Annotated in this window: 18 protein-coding genes and 2 tRNA genes; 5 read left to right on the top strand and 15 right to left on the bottom strand. The window is 64.0% G+C overall.

Annotation, left to right across the window (positions count from 1 at the left end; translation table 11 throughout):
• Positions 1–54: 54 nt before the first annotated feature.
• Both PMI15_RS01370 and mutY read left to right on the top strand, forming a co-directional pair.
• On the top strand, positions 55–2,034 hold the full coding sequence (locus tag PMI15_RS01370; protein ID WP_007862836.1) for a dynamin family protein: 1,980 nt from the start codon (positions 55–57) through the stop codon (positions 2,032–2,034).
• A gap of 3 nt (positions 2,035–2,037) precedes the next feature.
• The gene (gene mutY / locus PMI15_RS01365; RefSeq protein WP_007862835.1) at positions 2,038–3,096 is read left to right on the top strand and encodes an A/G-specific adenine glycosylase; all 1,059 of its coding nucleotides are present in this window, start codon (positions 2,038–2,040) and stop codon (positions 3,094–3,096) included.
• 25 nt (positions 3,097–3,121) lie between these two features.
• Here mutY and rapZ read toward each other — a convergent pair whose 3' ends face one another.
• From rapZ to PMI15_RS01350, 3 genes are read right to left on the bottom strand one after another with little or no spacing between them, the layout of a single operon-like run.
• Positions 3,122–3,973 carry an RNase adapter RapZ gene (rapZ, locus tag PMI15_RS01360; protein WP_193372134.1) on the bottom strand — a complete coding sequence of 284 codons (852 nt, stop codon included), beginning with the start codon at positions 3,971–3,973 and terminating at the stop codon, positions 3,122–3,124.
• A gap of 14 nt (positions 3,974–3,987) precedes the next feature.
• On the bottom strand, positions 3,988–5,631 hold the full coding sequence (gene recN / locus PMI15_RS01355; protein WP_007862831.1) for a DNA repair protein RecN: 1,644 nt from the start codon (positions 5,629–5,631) through the stop codon (positions 3,988–3,990).
• An 18-nt stretch (positions 5,632–5,649) separates the two neighbouring features.
• Positions 5,650–6,525 carry an NAD kinase gene (locus PMI15_RS01350; RefSeq protein ID WP_007862829.1) on the bottom strand — a complete coding sequence of 292 codons (876 nt, stop codon included), beginning with the start codon at positions 6,523–6,525 and terminating at the stop codon, positions 5,650–5,652.
• A 48-nt stretch (positions 6,526–6,573) separates the two neighbouring features.
• On the opposite strand from PMI15_RS01350, the gene hrcA reads away from it, so the two are divergent.
• From hrcA to PMI15_RS01335, 3 genes are all read left to right on the top strand, one after another.
• Positions 6,574–7,593: a heat-inducible transcriptional repressor HrcA gene (hrcA, locus tag PMI15_RS01345; RefSeq protein WP_007862828.1), complete on the top strand. Its 1,020-nt coding sequence runs from the start codon at positions 6,574–6,576 to the stop codon at positions 7,591–7,593.
• A gap of 45 nt (positions 7,594–7,638) precedes the next feature.
• Positions 7,639–7,715 (top strand) — tRNA-Ile (locus PMI15_RS01340).
• 27 nt (positions 7,716–7,742) lie between these two features.
• Positions 7,743–7,819: transfer RNA gene (locus PMI15_RS01335), tRNA-Arg, on the top strand.
• A gap of 89 nt (positions 7,820–7,908) precedes the next feature.
• Here the strand turns inward: PMI15_RS01335 and PMI15_RS01330 are convergent.
• From PMI15_RS01330 to PMI15_RS25110, 12 genes are all read right to left on the bottom strand, one after another.
• Positions 7,909–9,030 carry a tyrosine-type recombinase/integrase gene (locus PMI15_RS01330; RefSeq protein ID WP_007862827.1) on the bottom strand — a complete coding sequence of 374 codons (1,122 nt, stop codon included), beginning with the start codon at positions 9,028–9,030 and terminating at the stop codon, positions 7,909–7,911.
• A gap of 233 nt (positions 9,031–9,263) precedes the next feature.
• Positions 9,264–9,749, bottom strand: a complete 486-nt coding sequence (locus PMI15_RS01325) for a hypothetical protein (protein WP_007862826.1) — start codon at positions 9,747–9,749, stop codon at positions 9,264–9,266.
• Positions 9,746–10,699: a phage Gp37/Gp68 family protein gene (locus tag PMI15_RS01320; RefSeq protein WP_007862818.1), complete on the bottom strand. Its 954-nt coding sequence runs from the start codon at positions 10,697–10,699 to the stop codon at positions 9,746–9,748. Before PMI15_RS01320 ends, PMI15_RS01325 begins: the two co-directional genes overlap by 4 nt.
• Positions 10,696–12,522 carry a DNA cytosine methyltransferase gene (locus tag PMI15_RS01315; protein WP_036837082.1) on the bottom strand — a complete coding sequence of 609 codons (1,827 nt, stop codon included), beginning with the start codon at positions 12,520–12,522 and terminating at the stop codon, positions 10,696–10,698. Before PMI15_RS01315 ends, PMI15_RS01320 begins: the two co-directional genes overlap by 4 nt.
• Before the next feature lie 56 nt (positions 12,523–12,578).
• On the bottom strand, positions 12,579–12,830 hold the full coding sequence (locus PMI15_RS01310; RefSeq protein ID WP_007862814.1) for a hypothetical protein: 252 nt from the start codon (positions 12,828–12,830) through the stop codon (positions 12,579–12,581).
• A complete protein-coding gene (locus PMI15_RS01305; RefSeq protein WP_007862811.1) occupies positions 12,827–14,896 on the bottom strand; it encodes a ParB/RepB/Spo0J family partition protein in 2,070 nt (689 codons plus the stop codon). Before PMI15_RS01305 ends, PMI15_RS01310 begins: the two co-directional genes overlap by 4 nt.
• 236 nt (positions 14,897–15,132) lie before the next feature.
• A complete protein-coding gene (locus PMI15_RS01300; protein WP_369751946.1) occupies positions 15,133–16,545 on the bottom strand; it encodes an RNA-directed DNA polymerase in 1,413 nt (470 codons plus the stop codon).
• On the bottom strand, positions 16,542–16,931 hold the full coding sequence (locus PMI15_RS01295; RefSeq protein ID WP_007862806.1) for a four helix bundle protein: 390 nt from the start codon (positions 16,929–16,931) through the stop codon (positions 16,542–16,544). Before PMI15_RS01295 ends, PMI15_RS01300 begins: the two co-directional genes overlap by 4 nt.
• A gap of 49 nt (positions 16,932–16,980) precedes the next feature.
• Complete coding sequence (locus PMI15_RS23870; protein WP_007862804.1) at positions 16,981–17,496, bottom strand: DUF1566 domain-containing protein; 516 nt, start codon at positions 17,494–17,496, stop codon at positions 16,981–16,983.
• Positions 17,497–17,557: 61 nt separating this feature from the next.
• Positions 17,558–18,067, bottom strand: coding sequence for a DUF1566 domain-containing protein (locus PMI15_RS01285; protein WP_007862802.1), 510 nt, complete (start codon positions 18,065–18,067; stop codon positions 17,558–17,560).
• A gap of 68 nt (positions 18,068–18,135) precedes the next feature.
• Entirely contained in the window at positions 18,136–18,642 is a 507-nt protein-coding gene (locus PMI15_RS01280) for a DUF1566 domain-containing protein (protein WP_007862800.1), read from the bottom strand.
• A gap of 13 nt (positions 18,643–18,655) precedes the next feature.
• Positions 18,656–19,346, bottom strand: a 691-nt coding sequence (locus PMI15_RS25110) for a hypothetical protein (protein ID WP_007862798.1), incomplete at its 5' end; no start/stop codon positions are given.

Raw genomic sequence — 19,346 nt, 5'->3', positions numbered from 1 at the left:
AGGCCTTTCGGGGCTGCGATGCTATATTGACCGACCACACTTAACGGAAGACCGATGTCTTTTAACGAACAATTTGACCAGCATGGCCAGTGGCGGCGCGAATTTGCGCTTCGCCTGAAGCTGCTTGCTGAGTGGATGAAAGACCATGACCTGCTCGACGCGGCCGTCGAGGAGCGACTGCAGCGGCTGGAGTCGCAGGTGCGTTCCGACAAGGTCATGGTGGCTTTTGTGGCGGAATTCTCGCGCGGCAAGTCCGAACTGATCAATGCGATCTTTTTCGCCGGCTACGGCCGCCGCATCATGCCGGCAAGCGCCGGCCGCACCACCATGTGCCCGACCGAACTCGGCTACGACGCGGACGTGCCGCCCTGCCTGCGCCTGCTGCCCATAGAGACGCGGCTGCAGAAACAGGCGTTGATGGAATGGCGCTCGGCGCCCGAAAAGTGGACCCGGCTGGACCTGGACGTTAACGATCCCGCGCAGCTGGCCCAGGCCCTGGAAAAAGTCGCCGAAGTGCGGCACGTCACCAAGGACGAAGCACGCGCGCTCGGCTTCTGGCATGACAACAGCCCTGACGACAACCCCCTGGCCGGCTCCGACGGCCTGATCGAAGTGCCCAAGTGGCGCCACGCGCTCATCAATATCGCGCATCCGCTGCTCAAGCAGGGCCTGGTGATCCTCGATACGCCCGGCCTGAACGCCATAGGCGCGGAACCCGAGCTGACCGTGAGCCTGATTCCCCAGGCGCATGCCGTGGTGTTCATCCTGGCGGCCGACACCGGCGTCACCAAGTCCGACCTGTCGATCTGGCGCGAGCACCTGATCACCGAGGGCGACGGTAGCGACGCGCGCCTGGTGGTGCTCAACAAGATAGATACGCTCTGGGACGCGCTGAGCACCCCCGAGCAGGTCAAGGCCCAGATCGACCGGCAACGCGCGACCTCGGCCGAAATCCTGGGCTTGCCCGAGACCCAGGTCATTCCCGTCTCCGCCCAGAAGGGCCTGGTGGCGAAGGTGACCCGCGACAAGCCGTTGCTCGAATCCAGCAACCTGCCGGCGCTTGAACTGGCGCTGGGCCAGGGCGTGATGGGCCAGCGCCAGAAAATCCTGCGCTCGGCGGTGGCCGCCGGCATCGGCGAGCTCAGGACGGAGGCCGGACGCGCCATGCACATACGCCGGCGCGACCTGGCCGAGCAGATGATCGAGTTGCGCGGCCTGCGCGGCAAAAACGTTTCGGTGATCAAGCACATGCGCAGCCGCATCGAACAGGAGCAGGCCGAGTTCGACACCAGCGGCTCCAAGATCCACGCGGTGCGCTCGGTGCACCTCAAGATGCTGCGTGACCTGTTCAACCTGCTCAGCACGCCCACCCTCAAGGCCGAACTGGCCGAGCTCACGAACGCGCTGAAGCAGCCGGGCATCAAGCTGGGCGTCAAAAAAGCCTACGGGCAGACCTTCTCGCGCCTGCGCGAGGGCCTGCAGAAATCCCAGGTCCTGAGCGGCGAAATCCAGTCCATGCTGACCGCTTCCTTTCGCCAGCTCAACTCCGAATTCAGCTTCTCGCTGCAGGCGCCCAAGGAGCCTGAGTTGATCCGCTACGAACACGACCTCGAGCAGATAGAGCGCAGCCACCTGCAGTACCTCGGGCTCGGCAATGTGATCAAGCTGTCACAGGCGGACTTTTCCGAACGCCTGGTGCGCGCGCTGGCCACGCGCCTGCGCGTGGTCTATGAAACCGCGCTGGGCGAGGTCGAGCTCTGGAACAAATCGGCGGCTTCGCAGCTGGACGCCCAGCTGCGCGAGCGGCGCCGCAATTTCGGGCGCAGGCTGGAGGCGATTGAGCGTATCCAGCAGGCCGCATCGGGCCTGGACGAGCGCATCGCCGAGATCGACGAGCAGGAGGGTGTGCTCAATGAACTGGACACCAAACTCACTGAGCTGACCGCGCACCTGATGGGCGGCCCCTCGGCGCAGGACAAGGCGCAGGGCGCCGCCGTGGCCGCCAGTAATACGGCCTTGCCCGAGGCAGCCTGAGCCTTGCCTGCCGGTTTTTCCGCGGAAATCGTCCGCTGGCAAAGTACTCACGGGCGCAACAGCCTGCCCTGGCAGAACACGCGCGATCCCTATCGCGTGTGGCTGTCCGAAATCATGCTGCAGCAGACCCAGGTCGCGACCGTGCTCGATTACTACGCGCGATTCCTGCAGCGCTTCCCCACGGTCGCCCAACTGGCCGCCGCGAGCGAAGACGAAGTGCTGGGCCTGTGGAGCGGGTTGGGCTACTACAGCCGTGCGCGCAACCTGCACCGCTGCGCAAAAGACGTGGTGGCCCTGCACGGCGGGCAATTTCCGGGCACGGCGGAGCAGCTCCAGACCCTGCCCGGCATAGGCCGCTCGACGGCGGCCGCGATTGCCTCTTTTTGTTTCGGCGAGCGTGTCGCGATCCTGGACGGCAACGTCAAGCGGGTGCTCACGCGGGTGCTGGGTTTTTCCGCCGACCTGGCCCAAAGCGCCAATGAAAAAGCCTTGTGGAGCCTGGCGACGGAACTGCTGCCCAGGCGAAACCTTTCCGAAACCATGCCGCGCTACACCCAGGGGCTGATGGACCTGGGGGCCTCGATCTGCGCCGGGCGCCAGCCGCAGTGCCTGCTGTGCCCCGTCCAGAAACTGTGCCGCGGTTTCGCCGAGGGCGACCCTGGAAAATACCCCGTCAAGACTCGCAAGCTCAAGCGCAGCGCCCAGGGCCTGAGCCTGTTGTGGGCGCAGCGGCCCGACGGTTCCGTGTGGCTGGAAAGACGCCCGGGCCGGGGTGTCTGGGGCGGGCTGTATTGCCTGCCCGTGTTCGACAGCGATGACGAACTCAAGGCGGTGCTGCCGGCTTCACTGCAATCACGGCTCGATCCGCTGCCGCAGTTTGTCCACGTGCTGACCCACAAGGATTTGTACCTGTCGCCGTGGGTGGTGGGCTTTGGCGCCGGCCAGGCCCTGCCCAAGGCCATGGTGTCGGAAGAACGGCCGGGCGCCTGGTTCGGCCCCGATGCCTGGCCCGGACTGGGCCTGCCCGCGCCCATACGCAAGCTGCTCGCGCAAGATGCCTGAGGCCGGCTCCCGTTTCTGAAAAACCTCAGCCGGCGTCCAGTTCGCGGTGCCGCTTCAGCGTGCGCCAGTGCGGGCTGAAGGTCACCGCCAGCTCTTCGACCAGGTAGACCGAGCGGTGCTGGCCGCCGGTGCAGCCTATGGCAACCGTCACGTAGCTGCGGTGGTCGCGCACCAGCGCATTCAGCCAGTGCTTGAGGAATTGCTCGATGTGGCTGAACATTTCGCCGACTTCGGCATGCCCCCTGAGGTAGTCCGCCACGGGCTGGTCCCGTCCCGTCAGCGCGCGCAGCCCTGACTCATAGTGCGGGTTGGGCAGCATGCGCACATCGAACACATAGTCGGCGTCCAGCGGCACGCCGCGCTTGAAGGCGAAGGACTCGAACACCAGCGTGAGCTGCGTGATGGGCGCGGAAATCAGCGATTTCACGTAACCCTGCAGCTGCGAAGAGCGGATCATGCTGGTGTCCAGCACATGGGCCTGCTCGCGCATTTCGCCGAGCAGCTCGCGCTCCAGTTCGATGGCGTCCACCAGCGCGCGGTGCTGGTCGGAGGCGTCTATGCGCGACAGCGGGTGCAGCCGGCGCGTTTCCGAAAAGCGGCGCACCAGGGTTTCGGTGTTGGCGTCCAGGAACAGCGACTGCACCACCACGCCGGATTCGCGCAGCTGGCGCAACTGCTGGGGTACCAGCGGCAGCGACGTGGCGCTGCGCACGTCCATGGCGATCGCCACTTTTTGCGCGCCGTGTTGTTGCTCCAGCGCGACGAAGGGCGTGAGCAGTTCCGGGGGCAGGTTGTCGACGCAGTAATAACCGGCGTCCTCCAGCGCATGCAGGGCCACGGATTTTCCCGAGCCCGACATCCCGGTGATGAGGACCATTTCCAGCGCCGCCATCACTGCCCCAGCATTTCCTTGGCATGGGCCAGCGTGGTGCCGGAGAGGCGCTCGCCGCCCAGCATGCGGGCGATTTCGGCCACGCGCTGTTCGCCGTTGACATGGTCGACGGCGCTCAGGGTGACGCCGTTTTCGGCGCGCTTGGCGACCACCAGGTGCTGGTCGGCGCAGGCCGCCACCTGGGGCAAATGGGTGACGGCCATGACCTGGCGGTCCTTGCCCAGCTGCTTCATCAGGCGGCCCACGGTTTCGGCGACGGCGCCGCCCACGCCGGAGTCCACTTCGTCAAAAATCAGGGTTTCGGCCTGGCCGAGCTGGCTGGTGGTGACGGCAATGGCCAGCGCGATGCGCGACAGCTCGCCGCCCGAGGCCACCTTGCCGACCGGGCGCGGCGTGCTGCCGCTGTGGCCGGCCACCAGGAATTCGGCCTGCTCCAGCCCGTGTTGGGCGGCTTGTTCCAGCCTGGCCAGTGCCACGTCGAATTTGCCCCCCTGCATGCCCAGGCCCTGCATGGCCTGGGTGATGGCCTTGGCGAGTTTGGGCGCGGCCTTGGCCCGGGCCTTGGACACCTGGCTGGCTTCTTCGAGGTAGGCGGCCTTGGCCTGGGCCTCGTTCTTTTCCAGTTGGGCCAGGTCGGCCGCGGCATTGAGTTTTTGCAGCTCGGCCTGCCAGGAGGCCAGCAGTTCCGGCAGCTCTGCCGGCGTGCGTTTGTAGCGGCGCGCCAGGCTGACCCACAGCGACAGCCGCTCGTCCAGTTCGGCCAGGCGCTGCGGCTCGAGTTCGGCATGGCGGGCATAGCCGTTGAGCGAGTGGACGGTGTCTTCCATCTGCGCCAGCGCGCCGTTCAGGACCTCGATCATGGCCTTGAATTCGGGCTCTATGTGTTCCTGGTTCTGCAATGCGGTGATCGCGCGGCCCAGCAGCGCGTTGGCGTTGTCGTCGGACTCCTGCAGCGCGTCGACGGCGGTCTGCACCGCGTCGCGCAGGGCCTGGGCATTCGACAGGCGCCCGTGCTGGGCATTGAGTTCGTCCCACTCGTCGGCGCCGGGGGCGAGCTTGTCCACTTCGCCGATCTGCCAGGCCAGGCGCTCGCGTTCGCGCTGCAGGCTGTCCTGGGCGTCGCGCGCTTCCGCCAGTGTCTTTTGCGCCAGGCGCCACTGCTGCCAGCGGCGCGAGAGTTCGTCCGTGGAAACGTCCGCATAAGAGTCCAGTAGGCCGCGCACCGCGTCGGGCCGCGTCAGGCTTTGCCAGGCATGCTGGCCGTGGATGTCGACCAACTGGTCGGCGATCTCCTTGAGCTGGGTGGCGGTGGCCGCGCTGCCGTTGATCCAGGCGCGGCTTTTGCCCTGCGCGTCTATCGTGCGGCGCAGCAGCAGGGTGTCGCCGCCGTCGAAGCCGGCTTGCTCCAGCCAGGGGGCCAGGCTTTGGGGGCTGTCGAATTCGGCGCTGATCTCGCAGCGCGCCGCGCCTTCACGCACCACGCCGGCATCGGCGCGCGCGCCAAGCGCCAGTTGCAGCGCGTCGATCAGGATGGATTTGCCGGCGCCGGTTTCACCGGTAAGCACCGTGAATCCGCCGGACAGGTCCAGCTCGAGTTCGTGGACGATGACAAAATCGCGAAGCGAGATGCTTTTGAGGCTCATAAGGTGGATCCGGGCCCTTCAGGCTCCGCCTTCATTCCAGTGGAGTTTTTTGCGCAGGGTGTCAAAGTAGCTCCAGCCCTTGGGATGCAGAAAACGCATCTGGTGCTCCGAACGCCTGACGGTGATGCGGTCGCCGTGCAGCAGGCTGGCCAGCGACTGCATGTCGAAATTGGCGCTGGCGTCCCGGCCGGCGACGATTTCAATCGTGATCTCGCCTGAGTCGGACAGCACGATGGGCCGGTTCGACAAGGTGTGTGGCGCGATCGGCGCCAGCACCCAGCCGGCAATCGAGGGGTGCAGCAGCGGGCCGCCGGCGGACAGCGCATAGGCCGTGGAGCCGGTGGGCGAGGCGATGATCAGGCCGTCGGCGCGCTGATTGGCCACGAAGCGGCCGTCCACCTCGACGCGAAGCTCCACCATGCCGGCGGTCGCCCCGCGGTTGACCACCACGTCGTTCATGGCGGTGGCGCTGAAGACGCAGCGGCCGTCGCGCACCACCTTGGCCTGCATCATCCAGCGGCGGTCTTCCTCGTACTCGCCGCGCAGCATGGGAATCAGCGTGTTCTGGTAGCCCTCGAAGGCGATGTCCGTGATGAAGCCGAGCCGGCCCTGGTTGATGCCCACCAGCGGGATGCCGAACTGCGCCAGCAGCCGGCCTATTCCCAGCATGGTGCCGTCGCCGCCGACCACCAGGGCCAGGTCGCACTGGGCGCCTATGCCGGCCGCGTCCAGCGTCGGGAATTGCGTCAGGCCCGTGTTGCTGGCGGTGTCCTGCTCTATCGCCACCTCGCAGCCCTGGGTGCCCAGGAAGTGCGCGATGTCTTCCAGCGCCGACCGGGAACCTTGCGCGTGGTACTTGCCGATCAGGGCGACATGGCGGAATTGCGACTTCATCGGCAAATTACATCACAACATCCGGCCCAGGCTTCGTAGAATGTCGGCATGCTTGATGATCGTGCGCGGTTGCTTCTCAAGGCGCTGGTGGAGCGCTACATTGCCGACGGGCAACCGGTGGGTTCGCGCACGCTGTCCAAGGCCTCGGGCCTGGAGCTGTCCCCCGCCACCATACGCAATGTGATGAGTGACCTCGAGGAGCTCGGCCTGATCGTCAGCCCGCACACCTCGGCCGGCCGTATTCCCACCGCGCGCGGCTACCGCCTCTTCGTCGACACCATGCTGACCACGCAGCGCGACCCGTTCGCCGCCGCCGGCCAGATAGGCGCGCCCCGGCTGGCGCCCGACCAGCCGCAGAAGGTGCTCAGCAACGCGGCGCACATGCTGTCCAGCCTGTCGCAGTTCGTCGGCGTGGTCATGGCGCCGCGCCGGACCTCGGTGTTCCGCCATATCGAATTTTTGCGCCTGTCGGAGAAACGCTTCCTCGTCATCATCGTGTCGCCCGACGGCGACGTGCAGAACCGGGTTATCTTCACCGAGGCCGACTACACCCAGTCGCAGCTCGTGGAGGCCGCCAATTTCCTCAATTCACACTACGCAGGCATGGCCATCGAGGAAGTGCGCGAGCGCCTGAAAAACGAGGTCGAGGCGCTGCGCGGCGAGATCGCCACCCTGATGCAGGCCGCAGTCAAGGTCAGCTCCGAGGCCATCGAATCGCGCGACGAGGTCGTGATCTCCGGCGAGCGTAACCTGCTGGCCGTCAGCGATTTCTCGGGAGACATGGGCAACCTGCGCAAGCTGTTCGACCTCTTCGAGCAAAAAGCGCAGCTCATGCGCCTGCTCGACGTGTCCAGTCGCGCCGAAGGCGTTCGCATCTACATAGGCGGCGAAAGCCAGGTCATTCCCTACCAGGAACTGTCGGTGGTGACCGCGCCCTACGAGGTTGACGGCCAGGTCGTGGGCACGCTGGGTGTCATAGGTCCCATGCGCATGCCCTACGAAAAAATGATCCAGATTGTCGACATCACCTCCAAACTGGTCAGCACCGCCCTCAGCCACAGCAAGTAGGCCCGAGAACAGGCCTCAGACGCCCTTACAATCTCCCTCTTGTGTGGGGCGTTAGCTCAGTTGGTTAGAGCAGAGGACTCATAATCCTTTGGTCGAGTGTTCAAGTCACTCACGCCCTACCATTTAAATAAGCTATAATTTGAGGCTTAGCGGCTGTAGCTCAGTTGGATAGAGTACTTGGCTACGAACCAAGGGGTCGTGGGTTCAATTCCTGCCAGCCGCACCAAAATCTGCTTACAGATCAATGCCTTAGGTATCTCAACTACCTAGGGCATTGTTTTTTGCGTGACTCGCAGCGTGACTTTTCACCCCTTGTTACCCATTTACAACACGTAGCAGGGTGGTCCGGTCCACCGTGTACTGTGCCTTGTTGGCCGCCTCCACCAGGCGGGCCACCGTGGCCGTCGCATAGTGTTGCGGCATTCCTTCTATCGCATGGCCCAGCAGCAGGGCCCTGTCTTCCTCGGTGACGCCGGCGTCGCGCAGCCGCTGGCCGAAGGTGTGGCGGAGGTCGTGAACCCGCATCTTCTCCAGTCCAACCTCCGCCCGCACACGCTGGAACGCGGTGTTGTTGATGGTGTCGATACGCCGGTATTCCATCTCCGGCGGCCGGTCAAGATGCTTGACCCGCTCGCGGCGGTACACAAAGACATAGTCCTCGTGACGGCCACGACACGACTCCACAATGCTCCAGGCGGCATCATTCAGAATCAGCACGTGGTCGCGCTGCCCCTTGAACTCCTCCGCCGGCACAACAAACACGCTGCGCCCCAACTCCGGCACCTTCACTTCCCAGTCCCACCGCAGGCCGCAGATGTTGTCATCCCTGGCGCCGGTGTTTAAGGCAAACAGCACGGGCCGCTGCAAGTGACCAGGCAAGGCTGGCACCAGCGCCGCCTGCTGCGCCCAGGTGATGGGGTAGGGCTGGCGGCGCTGTGCTGTCTCGTCCATCATCTCGATCAGCGGCGGGCTGGGTATCCATGGCTTGCCGTTGTCCCGCCACACGCGTGCGGCCCGGTTGGTGATGGTTCTCGCCACCTCCAGGCTGCGGTTGATGGTGGCGTTTTTGACGCCATCCTCAAGCCGATCGGCCACAAAGCTTTCCAGCGACTCATTGCAGACCAGCGGCATCGGCAGTCGGCCAATGTACGGCAGCAGAAGGGTAACGTGGTAACTGATCGTGTCCAGGGTGCGCACACCCTTGGCTTTGCACTCGATCAGGTACTTCGCTGCCCCATCAGCGAACAGGCGGCTATTGCCCGTTCGAAGCTCCCGTTCTCGGTCGTTGTCGATTTCCGCTTGCCTGCCTCTAAGCCATGCCTCCGCGTCGTCTTGACTGATTTTGCCGAGGCGCTGGAAGATGCGTACACCGTGGTATTGCTTTTCAATGATCCGCTCGTCCCCGACGAGTTGGATTCCCTTTGTTCGGGTTCGCATGGTCTTTCTCCTTTTCGGTTGCGACCCGGACGCCCACGGGCAGCAATATACGCTTCCCACCAGGCGTCCAGCTCTAGCCTGTCATAGGCGATGCCGTGTTTGCCCATGGGGACCTCAGTCAATTCGGGCCGAACTTCCTCGTTGAAGCGGTTTTTGTCCATGCCCAGATAGTCTGGCGCATCGCGCTGCCGGATGACTCTGGGAAGGATTTCAATGGCCATGGTGATACCGGCTTAGAGTGCGGTGATTTCCACGTCATGAGGGCGCTTGCGGCCGGCCAGGATCTCGCGCAGGCGCTTTTCGGTGAGGCGGTGGCACTGCACCATGGTCCGATGCGGCAGCGCCTCCAGAACCTTGGCATAGTCTTCGAGCACGGCGCGGATGGCCTGGATGCCTTTGCCGTCCATACGGATATGGTTGCCGGCGACATGGCGCTTGCCGGCCATGGCCAGCGCGGCCACTGCGTCGAGCAGCAGGCCGCGGTGGTCTTCTACCTGGCCCATGTCCACCAGGGTTTCCATCAGGTTCACAGCGTCGCTGCAAACTCTCCAGTCGTCTGTGGTTGGCAGCGGCGCCGTTTCGATCGCGGCCAGGCCCTGCCACATGCGGGTGAGCTGGTGCACGCGTAGGGCCTTGGGCATGGGCGCGATCGGGCTGGCGAGCAGCTCAGCCAGCGGGCCATAGGTGCCGGTGGTTTTGCGGTGGCTGCGGCGCTTCATTGCGGAAACTCGTTGTGCTCTACGCCGTCCAGCAGGCGGCCGGCATCTTTCTTGCCAAGCTTGGCGACGTGGGCGCCGCCAATACGGGAGAGAGTCAGGCGCCCGAAAAGCTGCTCTTCGGTGCCGTCGTCCTTGAATATTTCGGCGCATTCAGGGTCGCTGTCGACCACATCTACTGGCGCCCACTCTCCCCATTGCTTGAACAGGAACGCCACCTCTGCCGTGGCGCAAAAGTCGCGCGCTGCACGGAACCAATCGGGATGCGGCGGCCGGGCCGTGGCGCCGCTCTCGCCGCCGGCGACCATCCAGCGAAGAAACTCCCAGTCGCTCCAGTCGACGGGGCCCAGCGCCGGCTCGTAGCTGGCCCAGGTCAGCCAGCCCGCATCCGCCAGGGCAGCGAGCGGGGCGCGGCGCACGTCCGCATAGCGCTGGTTTTCCACGCTTGTGCCGAGCCAGACGTTGGGCATGGGCAGGCCAGACCACTGGCTGACCGGATCGCCTGTGCGCTGCAGGTGCAACTGCCCGACCTGCTGGCCTATCAGCGCTTCGCGGATGGGGTTGGCGAAGTACTCGGCCATCCTGGCGGTGCGCTTTGTCAACACCTGGAATTTGTGCTGTGGGCACAGCGCCATGACTGCGAAGATTCGGTCTATGGTTTCAAAGGGCACGCCGGGGTGGAAGAGGTCGCCGTGCGCGCAGACAAAGATCATGCGCGACCGAGTCCAGTCCATCGGCTGGTTCAGCCACGGCTCGTTGAAGCGGACCTCTCCAGTCCAGACGGGTCCGGCCGCGCTCATCTTCGTGAGGTTGATGCGCGACCAATGGTTGCGCAGCCGCGTGCCCGCCAGCTTCATGGCATAGCAGTCGCGGCAGCCTGGGCTTTCGATGTCGCAGCCAGTGATGATGTTCCACGTGGCGTCGGTCCACTCGATGGGTGTTTTTTCGCTCATGACAGATCCGCCAGTGGTTGCACGGAGAGGGCGACAGCAAGCGGCTGCACCCAGATTGGTGTGCTGCCCAGTGCGAAGGTCTCGCCGCTTCGCGCCAGCAGGATGGTCTGGCCCATCACCGTCCCGATGGCTTTGGCCGACTTCCGCGGCACAGCATTGCCGATGCCTTCGCGCCAGCGCTGGTCGCTGCTGCCGTCCATGACGAACGTCTGGCCTAGCGAGCCGGGTCCGCCGGGCGCGAACCACTCTTCCGGATCGATGATGGTTTGCAGCGCTGCCAACTCCAGCGTGGTGAAGGGGCGGTGCCAGGTGCCGTCCAGGGCTTGGATGCGGCACACGATCTTGTCGCTTGGCGCCGGCATAGGCCTGGGGTCAGCGACGCTCCAAGGGCCGTTGTCGTGACAGGCGCTGGCACTGACTGCGCCGCTGCTCGCGCTCCACGGCACGACGCCATAGTGACCGCCGGTCAGGTAGTGATCGCCCTTTTCTCGCTGCATCCCAGGGCGCGGATCCGCCACGGACAGATAGCCAACTTGGACCCCTTTGCCGCCCGCTGTGACGGTGCGGCTGTGGGCCTCGTAATCGGTGACGTGCAGGTGACCGTGGCGGCCGTCCCAAGCGGGGCGTGGATCTGCAACACCCTGAGCGCCGGCGCTGGGCCCTGTACCGCCGGTGACGGTGCCGGCATGTTGGTCAAACTTCACAATCCGGAAGCAGTTGTTGTGCTTGATGGTCAGGCGTGGATCGGCAACGCTGAAACGACCATTGCTGGGCAGAGACTCGCCCGACACGGCGCCAGAAGGCTCTCCCCATGGCGTGACGCCATAGCCGGCAGAGTAGAGCTGTTGCCGTGGATCAGCGACAGAGAAATTCCCGTTGTTGGGCATGCCGCGGCTCGTGATCGTGCCCATCGGCTGGCCCCATTCGTTGACGCCCAGCATCCCGGAGTGGACCAGCGGCATGATCAGGTAGTCCTTCAAGCGCCCGTCCTCGACGGCCAGCTTGTTGAGGCTGCGCCAGTCGCTGCCGGCTTCCACGAATGCCAGGCGTACCCAGGTCTTCCACTGTAATGATGGGATACGGTGCATCGGGCCACCGAGCTCGTCGCCCGGCATGGGCATGTAGCCGAGCACGTCGGACACCGGGCGCAGCGCGCGCTTGGGCGGCTCGTAAAGGAAACTGGGGATCTTGCTGGGCAGCCTGGCCACCAGCAGGAAGCGCCGGCGGCTCTGGCTCATCCCGTCGCCCAGCTCTCCGCAGTCGTGGTAAGTCTCGTTCACGATGTAGCCATAGTGGCGCAGCAGCGCGACGATCTGGTCCAGCAGGTGCCGGCCGCGTGTGGCGATGCGCGGCACGTTCTCAAAGATGAAGAGCGACGGCAGGTTGTCGGCGAAGGCCTCCAGGGCCAGCCACACACCGCGCAGCGTCAGCTCGTTAAGCGCCTGGTAGCGGATCGTGGTGCTCTTGACGGCCGACAGCAGCCCGCTGAATCCCTTGCAGGGCATCGAGGTGAAGACGATGTCCGGGAAGATGCGGTGCGCAGCGTCGCGCATATCCTGCGGGACCATCTCAACCCATCCTGGCGGCGGCATATGCCCGTGAAAGGCGCTGTACTGGCCGAGGCTGAACATGTCCCGGCAGGTCTGAGCCACACCGGTTAGCTGCTTGAAATCGGCGCAGGCCCTAGGGTCCACGTCGACCCCGCCGACACAGACCATCTTGCCCTTAAGCGTCCCGAGGGTAGGGTCGGCATCGTTGAAGCCAGCAGCGCCAGATCCGACGCCTCCGCATACGTGAAAATGATGAATGTTTTCGAGGCTCATATTGTCGTTTTCGTTGTTGTGCAGCCAGAGCCGCGTCAATCAGGTTCTAGAAAATTTCATTTCGGCAGTTCGCCGGTAGGCAGGATCTCGCCTACCCGCAGGCGGCCATATCCGTGGGCACGCAGCCACTCGCCGCTCTCCAGCCGCAACGAGGCCTCAATCTCGCGGCACTCATAGCGGGCCTTGTGGAGTCCAATGAGCGCCACCTCGTCGCTGGCGCCAGGGCACTGCGATTTGAAGTAGGCGATGTTGAGGGTGCGCAGCGCTGTGATGCGCGCATGCAGGAAGTTCTCAAGATCGGTTGTCATACCGCCACCAGAACCTTCCGCACGCCGCGTTCGTCGCAGGTGCTGACTGTGCCCTGGGCCTCCAGCCAAGCCATCACCTCCAGGGCCTTGGTGGTGCCTATGCCTAGTTCGGTCTTCAGCAGGCGCACGGTGGCCTTCTGCTGAGTTATGACGAGTTGGGCGGCCTGTTGCTGCAGGGGGTCTACCTCGCCGCCTGCCGCTGGTGCGGCAGGTTCCTGCCCTTTGCCGGGCTTGCTGGCCGTCTTGGTGGTTGTGGGTTGTTGTACGGCTGGCGGCGCTGCGGCGGGAACCGCCGCTTTCTCTTCAAGGTTTTGCATCGCGGAAGCGATGCCTTGAGTGGCTTGCTCTGCGGAGATCTTGGGTTTTCTGGAGGTTTTTCGTTTTTGGTCTTGGCCCCCCCCCTCCCCCTTAGATGGCGAAGCCGCCGGGGTAGGGGTCTTTTCGGAGGCGCGGATGGCCTTTTTGGTGGCGTCCTTGGCTTCCTGGACGTCGACGCCGTATTCGCTAGCGACTTGCAGCAGGCCGCGGTTGGCGGCGGTGGGGTCGGCCATGAAATCCTTGAACTCGACGTCGGCGTGCATGACCAGCAGCAGGACGACGCGCTCAGGATCGGCGCAGGCCAGGATGTAGTCGTTCAAGGCCTGGCGCGGGGCGATCTTGCCCAGCGCCAGCAACTCGCAGAGCTGGCGGGTGCGCTCGCCGTTGGCGCGGTCGACCAGGTGGCGGGCAATGATGCGCAGCACGTCGTCAGAGATCACCTGGAACTCGATGGGCGCGGCCTCGCAGAGTTTTGCGTAGGTGCGGTTGAGCAACTCGTCGCGCCAGCCCTGCTCGAACGCCAGCTTTTTGGCCTCCTTAGCGGCCTCGGCCTGGGCGCGGCTGGTGCCCTCCTCCTCGGCCTCCAACGCGCTGGCGGCTGCTTTGTGGCCACGCGCCTTGAGCAGTTCGGCCACTTTGGCGGCCGGTAGCACGGCGATCATCTCGCCCTTGTTATGGGGGTTTTCGACCAGCGTGGTCTTGACCTCATCGCGCTCCAGAATGTTGCCCAGCAACTTGCGCAGCGGCTTGTCGGTAGGGCTGTCCTTGGCGTCGTCAAGCCGCAGGTAGCCTTCTATGCCGCCAAAGCTGTTGGGCATGAGAGCCTTGGCCTCGCGGCCGGTGATGACCTCTTGCCCGTTGGCGTGGGCCTGCTCGAGCACGCGGTTGTGGTGCGCGGCTTCCTTGCGGTGGTAGCAGGGCGGGTCGGTGCAAATGTCTGCACCCTTGACGTCGGCGAACAGGTCGGGGTTGTGGCCGGTGCGCTTGGTGCAGGTCTTGCAGTTGCCCGCCTCTGGCACCAGCGTCTCGTCGGTGCACTTGAAGGGCGCGCCGCTCAGGTTGAGCATGAAGTCGCGCTGTATGAGTTCGCTGGCGCGGGCGCTGCTGAGTTCGTAGTCCCCATGGAAGTCGCGCTTGGCCAGCATGGGCAGGGCCTTGAGTTGCTGCTCATGGTCTGGGATGCGGGCCAGCAGCAAGGCCCGGGTGGCGTCGATCTCGCCCGCGGTCAGCGCCGTCCTTGTTTCGGCGCGCAGGTCCAGCAGCTTCATGCGGTTGAACACATGCCGGCGGCTGCGGCCGACCTTGGCGGCCACCTCGTCGGCGGTGAGGTGGTTGTGCTGCATGAGGCGCTGGAAGGCCTCGCCTTCTTCGAACTCGGTGTAGTCCTGGCGCTGGACGTTCTCGATCACCTGCTCTTCGAGGGCCTCGGCGTCGGTGAGTTTGCGGATGATGACGGGCACGTCCTGCAGCGCGGCCAGCGCGCCGGCGTGCCAGCGTTGTTCACCACACACAATTTCGTGTGTGGGCAACGGTTGACCCTTGGGGGTGTTGAGCTTTGTATCGTGCAGCCGCTCAGGGGGGAGCACGCGCACGATCAGCGCTTGGCGCACGCCGCGCCCGTTGCGCATGGTGTCGGCCATCGCCTGGAGTTTTGCCAGAGGCAGCGGCTTGCGATTGGTCAGGCTCGGCACCAGCAGGTTGTGGGCCATGCGGGCGAAGGACTCGGTGGTGGCGACGGCGTTTGTCATGTGGGTTGCCTTAAGGGTGAGTGGGGATGTGGTGATTTGAGGTCGGCTCGCACGGGCCGCCGAGCTTGCCAACGGCTTCAAGCGCGCGTGTGCAGCCACCGCAACGCATGCGTCCAGTGATGGGAAGGCGTTGCCAGCCCAGTTGTGTTTCTGCCTGCTCTTCGGTGGCCTGGGTGCCGCACCCACCGGAGCAAGTGATGAGAGGTTCCCCTGGGCTGGCTGATGTGTTTGTCATGTCAAGCGGCCTTCCTAAAAATCTTGGTTAAGTCGGGTTTGAAGCTGTGGCCGCGCTTGCGCAGCACATTCATGAGCTGGGCCTGGTCGTGGTGGCTGTGGCTGGCCTGGCGTGCCAATCCCAGATAGCTGTTGCCAGCGGTGAAGACTTCTTCCGCCGGCATCTCTCGCAGCCGTTTGATGGCGACGGCGACGGTGCGCTTGCGGGTGGTCCTGCGCCATGGCTTGATGACATGGCCTACGAAGTCGACGCCGCGATCTATGGGCTGCAAAATGGTTTTGCTGGGATTGAGGCGCACGCCCAGGCGCTCAGGAAGCCATGCGGTGAGGCGTTGCAGATATTCGTTGAGTTGCTGTGGGCTTTCATGCAGCAAGATGAAGTCGTCGACGTAGCGCCCGTAATGCCTTGCCTTGAGCTGGTGCTTGCAGAACTGGTCCAGCACGTCCAAAAGCACGTTGGCAAAGAACTGGCTGCTCAGGTTGCCGATGGGCAGGCCGGTCTCATTGGGTGCATTTACCAGGCGCTTGTGGCCCGGCACCATGTCTTGCAGGCCGGGATCGCCGCGCAGCCGGAAGTCGGTGCGTGGGTCATGCATCAGAACTGTGTCGGCCAGCCAGCGCCAGAATGGATGTTTGACTTTCTTGTGCAACTCGGCCTGTAGCACCTGCTTGTCGATTGCGACAAAGAAATTGGCCAGGTCGCACTTGAGATAGAAGGCGCGGCGGCTCCAGTTCTGGGTGATGCTGCGCACCTGATGCTCCAGGCGCTTGGCGGCATACAACGTGCCGCGGCCCGGGATGCATGCGGCGCTGCCGGCGTCAAAGCTGGCCAGGAAACGTGGAGCGATGGCGTTGTAGAGCAGTTGGTGCACGACGCGATCGCGGAAGTCGGCGGCCCAGATCTCGCGCGGCTTTGGGTGGGTGACGACAAAGCAACTGCTGCGGCCGGGCACATAGGTTTGGCTGATCAACTCGGCGCGCAGCAGGCACAATTCACGTTCGATATAAGACCGGAAGGCCTTGGCGCTGTGGGTCTGGCGCTTGTGGCGCTCGCAGCCCAGCCACGCATGGACTAGGTCTGCCATTGAAAAGGGCGCCCCATCGTGTGGGGCGGATGAATCCGCGGAAAGCACGAACCCGAAACTCGTTGTCCTTGTTGTTCCAGTTGCTGTTGCCGTTCTCGAAGTTCTGGACGAAGGCGTTGTTGCGCGAGTTCTGCGCGTTGCCGAGCTATCTACGTCGCCAGGCCGAAGGCTCAAATTGCTTTGAGTACCGATCAGCCCGGAAACTGCGCCGGACCATAGATCGAGCTGTAAGTGCTCGCCGGTATCCGTGGTGCGCATGGCGGTGGGCGAGGTGCCCAGCGGCTCGACCGGATTCATAAAACGCACGGGCATGATGGCCTTGACCGTCATACAGCAGGCGCCGTGGAAAGCCTGGCAATGACATCTTTGGTCTGATTTTTCCAACCCCCTGCCATCGCACCAATGGTGTCCAGCAGGTCAATGGAATCAGCCCAGAGGGCATTGCTGATCAACTTCATTTTGTGGGCGTGGCCCACACGTAGCAGCGCAGTGAGCGTGCGTGAATGCTTGAGCAGCATTTCGATCTGCTCCAGCCTTTCATGCTCCCTGGTGGCGTTTGCCATGGCCATGTCTTCCAGCATGTCCACGCACAGGGCGTGAATCCTGTCGCCCAGCGTGCGTTTGAAGTCGCGGCGCATCTGGGTCTGGACGTCGAGCGCCAGCTCCAGCAATTTGCAGCCGTGCTCGTAGATGGGAAGTTCGGTATGAAGGGCCATGGGTAGAAAAATTCAACGACCGGCTGCGCCGGTGGGGTTGGGGAATTGGTTAAGTGGTCAAGAGTTCAAGCGGAATCGCGCGGAAAGCACGAACCCGAAACTCGTAGTCCTTGAGGTACCAGTTGCTGCGGCCGCTCTCGAAGTCCTGGACGAAGGCGAGGTTGCGCGAGAGCTGCGTGCTGGCTTGATAGATGCCTTTTGGTTCGAACTGTTCGGGCACATTGGCTGCGGCGGCGTTCAATTCGCCCAGGCTGGGCACGTACCAGTCGCTGTGGCCGCCGATGGACAGTTCGCGCACCCACAGAGCCGCTGGGCTTTGCGCGAGCACCAGCGCATCGGTGTTGGCTTTGCCGTTGGTGCGGCTGGTGGCGCCGGCGACATCGGTGCCGTAATTGCCATAGGCGTGCTTGTCGGTCTCGCCTTCGGATTTATCGGAGATCAGCAGGGCATAGGGCGGCTGCTCGACGCCGAAGATGGAAGGGCCGCGCATGATGGCTGCGAGGATGCCGGCCTGGCCAGCGATGACGCTGCCGAAGGCTGGAAGTGTGAAATTCACTGGCTTCATGAAAACTCCTGATGGTTGAAAAAATCGCGGACCGGCTGCGCCGGTGAGAGGATGAAGGTGTTTAAGTGGTCAAGGCTTCAAGAGGAATCCGGCGGAAAGCACGAACCCGAAACTCGCCGTCCTTGCTGTCCCAGCTGCTGTCGCCGTACTCGAAGAGCTGGACGAAGGCGAGGTTGCGCGAGTACTGCGTGCTGGTCCAATGCCAGCCCTTGCTGAACAACTCGGGGGCATTGGATGCGGCGGCATTCAATTCGCCCAGGCTGGGCACGTACCAGTCGCTGTGGCCTTCGATCACCAAGGCCTTCACCTTGAGTGCTGCAGGGCAACCAGCAGCGGCCATGGCTTCGGTGTTGGCTTTGCCGTCGTGGCGGCTGTTGGCGCCGTCGACAGATTGGTCGCGGTTGCCCCAGATGCTGATGAACTCGCCGGCGGCGGCCTCGGATGCGATGAGTGCATAGGCTGGCTGCTCAACGCCGTTGACGACGTGGCCGCGCATGACGGCTGCGAGGTAGCCGCCCTGGCCCGCGACATACCCTGTGAGGTAAGGCGGCTTGAATGGATTGGGTTTCATGGATGCTCCTGAAAAAAATTGCGGACCGGCTACGCCGGTGGTGATGGACTCTTTGAGGATTGAAGGGTTTAAGGTGTCAAGAGAACCCAGCGGAAAGCACGAACCCGAAACTCGCCGTCCTTGCAGTACCAGTAGCTGCTGCCGTACTCGAAGTACTGGACGAAGGCGCTGGTGCGCGAGGTCTGCGTGCTAGACCAGTAGTAGTCCTGCTGGTTGAAAAGCTGCGATGCGCAGATGTGGGCCATCACCAAATCCAGGCGCGTAGGCAGGTAAAAATCCGAGTGGCCGTCAGCCGTATAGGCGCGGGCCCACTGTGCTGCTGGGTGGTTCTGGCCGCTGTCGATCAGTGCCTGGGTATTGGCGGGGCCGTCGATCTGGCTTTTGGCGCCGGGCACGTCCAGGCCGTAGGGGCCATATTGGAGGTCCTCGGCCTCGCCCTCGCTGACGACGAGGTGGCGCGCCGGCACACCCATCAGGGCGGGCATGGTGCAGATGAAGCGCCCGCCCTGGCCTGGCCAGATCTCGCCGTGGGCTGGTGGGGTGAGCACATTGTGGGTAGCGACTTGTGTATCCATGGTTTTCTCCTGTTTACGGTTGGTGATGGGAAGCGATGGGAATGCGCTTGCGGCGCGGTGGCGTCGGCACGAAGCCTTGCGGCGGCTCGTAGCCTTCGTACTTGGGTAACTTGCCGTCGTGCACGAGCTGTGCGACCTGGCAGTCAATGGCGCGGTGGAACTGAGCCACCGTCGACGGCATGCATGGCTCGTCGCAGTCAAACTGGCAGTCATCGCAGCCGGGCCAGTCGCCATCCAGGGTGGCGATCGCCTTCATGAGGTCGGCTTCGCTCCAGTCTTGAATTTCGCGGTCTGCTGACCACTGGCGGGCGGCCTCGATCACGGCCGCCGTTGCATCCGCCGTCGCCAACTGATCAGCGACGGCGCTGCCGTTTGAGACCTTGTTTTTGCCGAGGTATTCGCGCCATGGCACCTTCTTGCCGTCGACAAGGAAACCCCATGTGCCCTGGTATTTCCATGTGAAAAACAGCGTCCAGACGCCGCCGACGCTGACGCTGGTGATGCGGTGGTATTCCCCGAACAGCAGCCGTCCGGTCATGCCCGGAAGGCGGGTGCGCAGGTAAGGCTGGCCTGGCAGTGCTTCGGTGTAGCCGCCGCGCAGGACGATGGTGCGGGCGTTCCATGGGTGATCGTGGAAGTCGCGGTCCTGGTCTTCACGCATGATGCGGTGGATGCGGATGGACGGCAGCCACGACCAACGGCGG

This window comes from Polaromonas sp. CF318 (genome assembly GCF_000282655.1).
GTDB lineage: Bacteria > Pseudomonadota > Gammaproteobacteria > Burkholderiales > Burkholderiaceae_C > Polaromonas.
This window is presented reverse-complemented; position numbering and strand designations above follow the sequence as displayed.

What these genes read in the sequence shown, in the direction of transcription:
- PMI15_RS23870 (WP_007862804.1), bottom strand. Translation starts at nt 17,496, where the DNA reads ATGAAGCCAGTGAATTTCACACTTCCAGCCTTCGGCAGCGTCATCGCT.
- PMI15_RS01325 (WP_007862826.1), bottom strand. Translation starts at nt 9,749, where the DNA reads ATGAAGCGCCGCAGCCACCGCAAAACCACCGGCACCTATGGCCCGCTG.
- PMI15_RS01285 (WP_007862802.1), bottom strand. Translation starts at nt 18,067, where the DNA reads ATGAAACCCAATCCATTCAAGCCGCCTTACCTCACAGGGTATGTCGCG.
- PMI15_RS01280 (WP_007862800.1), bottom strand. Translation starts at nt 18,642, where the DNA reads ATGGATACACAAGTCGCTACCCACAATGTGCTCACCCCACCAGCCCAC.
- PMI15_RS01300 (WP_369751946.1), bottom strand. Translation starts at nt 16,545, where the DNA reads ATGACGGTCAAGGCCATCATGCCCGTGCGTTTTATGAATCCGGTCGAG.
- PMI15_RS01295 (WP_007862806.1), bottom strand. Translation starts at nt 16,931, where the DNA reads ATGGCCCTTCATACCGAACTTCCCATCTACGAGCACGGCTGCAAATTG.
- PMI15_RS01315 (WP_036837082.1), bottom strand. Translation starts at nt 12,522, where the DNA reads ATGAGCCTCGAAAACATTCATCATTTTCACGTATGCGGAGGCGTCGGA.
- PMI15_RS01370 (WP_007862836.1), top strand. Translation starts at nt 55, where the DNA reads ATGTCTTTTAACGAACAATTTGACCAGCATGGCCAGTGGCGGCGCGAA.
- PMI15_RS01320 (WP_007862818.1), bottom strand. Translation starts at nt 10,699, where the DNA reads ATGAGCGAAAAAACACCCATCGAGTGGACCGACGCCACGTGGAACATC.
- rapZ (WP_193372134.1), bottom strand. Translation starts at nt 3,973, where the DNA reads ATGGTCCTCATCACCGGGATGTCGGGCTCGGGAAAATCCGTGGCCCTG.
- PMI15_RS01330 (WP_007862827.1), bottom strand. Translation starts at nt 9,030, where the DNA reads ATGCGAACCCGAACAAAGGGAATCCAACTCGTCGGGGACGAGCGGATC.
- recN (WP_007862831.1), bottom strand. Translation starts at nt 5,631, where the DNA reads ATGAGCCTCAAAAGCATCTCGCTTCGCGATTTTGTCATCGTCCACGAA.
- PMI15_RS01305 (WP_007862811.1), bottom strand. Translation starts at nt 14,896, where the DNA reads ATGACAAACGCCGTCGCCACCACCGAGTCCTTCGCCCGCATGGCCCAC.
- PMI15_RS01310 (WP_007862814.1), bottom strand. Translation starts at nt 12,830, where the DNA reads ATGACAACCGATCTTGAGAACTTCCTGCATGCGCGCATCACAGCGCTG.
- PMI15_RS01350 (WP_007862829.1), bottom strand. Translation starts at nt 6,525, where the DNA reads ATGAAGTCGCAATTCCGCCATGTCGCCCTGATCGGCAAGTACCACGCG.
- hrcA (WP_007862828.1), top strand. Translation starts at nt 6,574, where the DNA reads ATGCTTGATGATCGTGCGCGGTTGCTTCTCAAGGCGCTGGTGGAGCGC.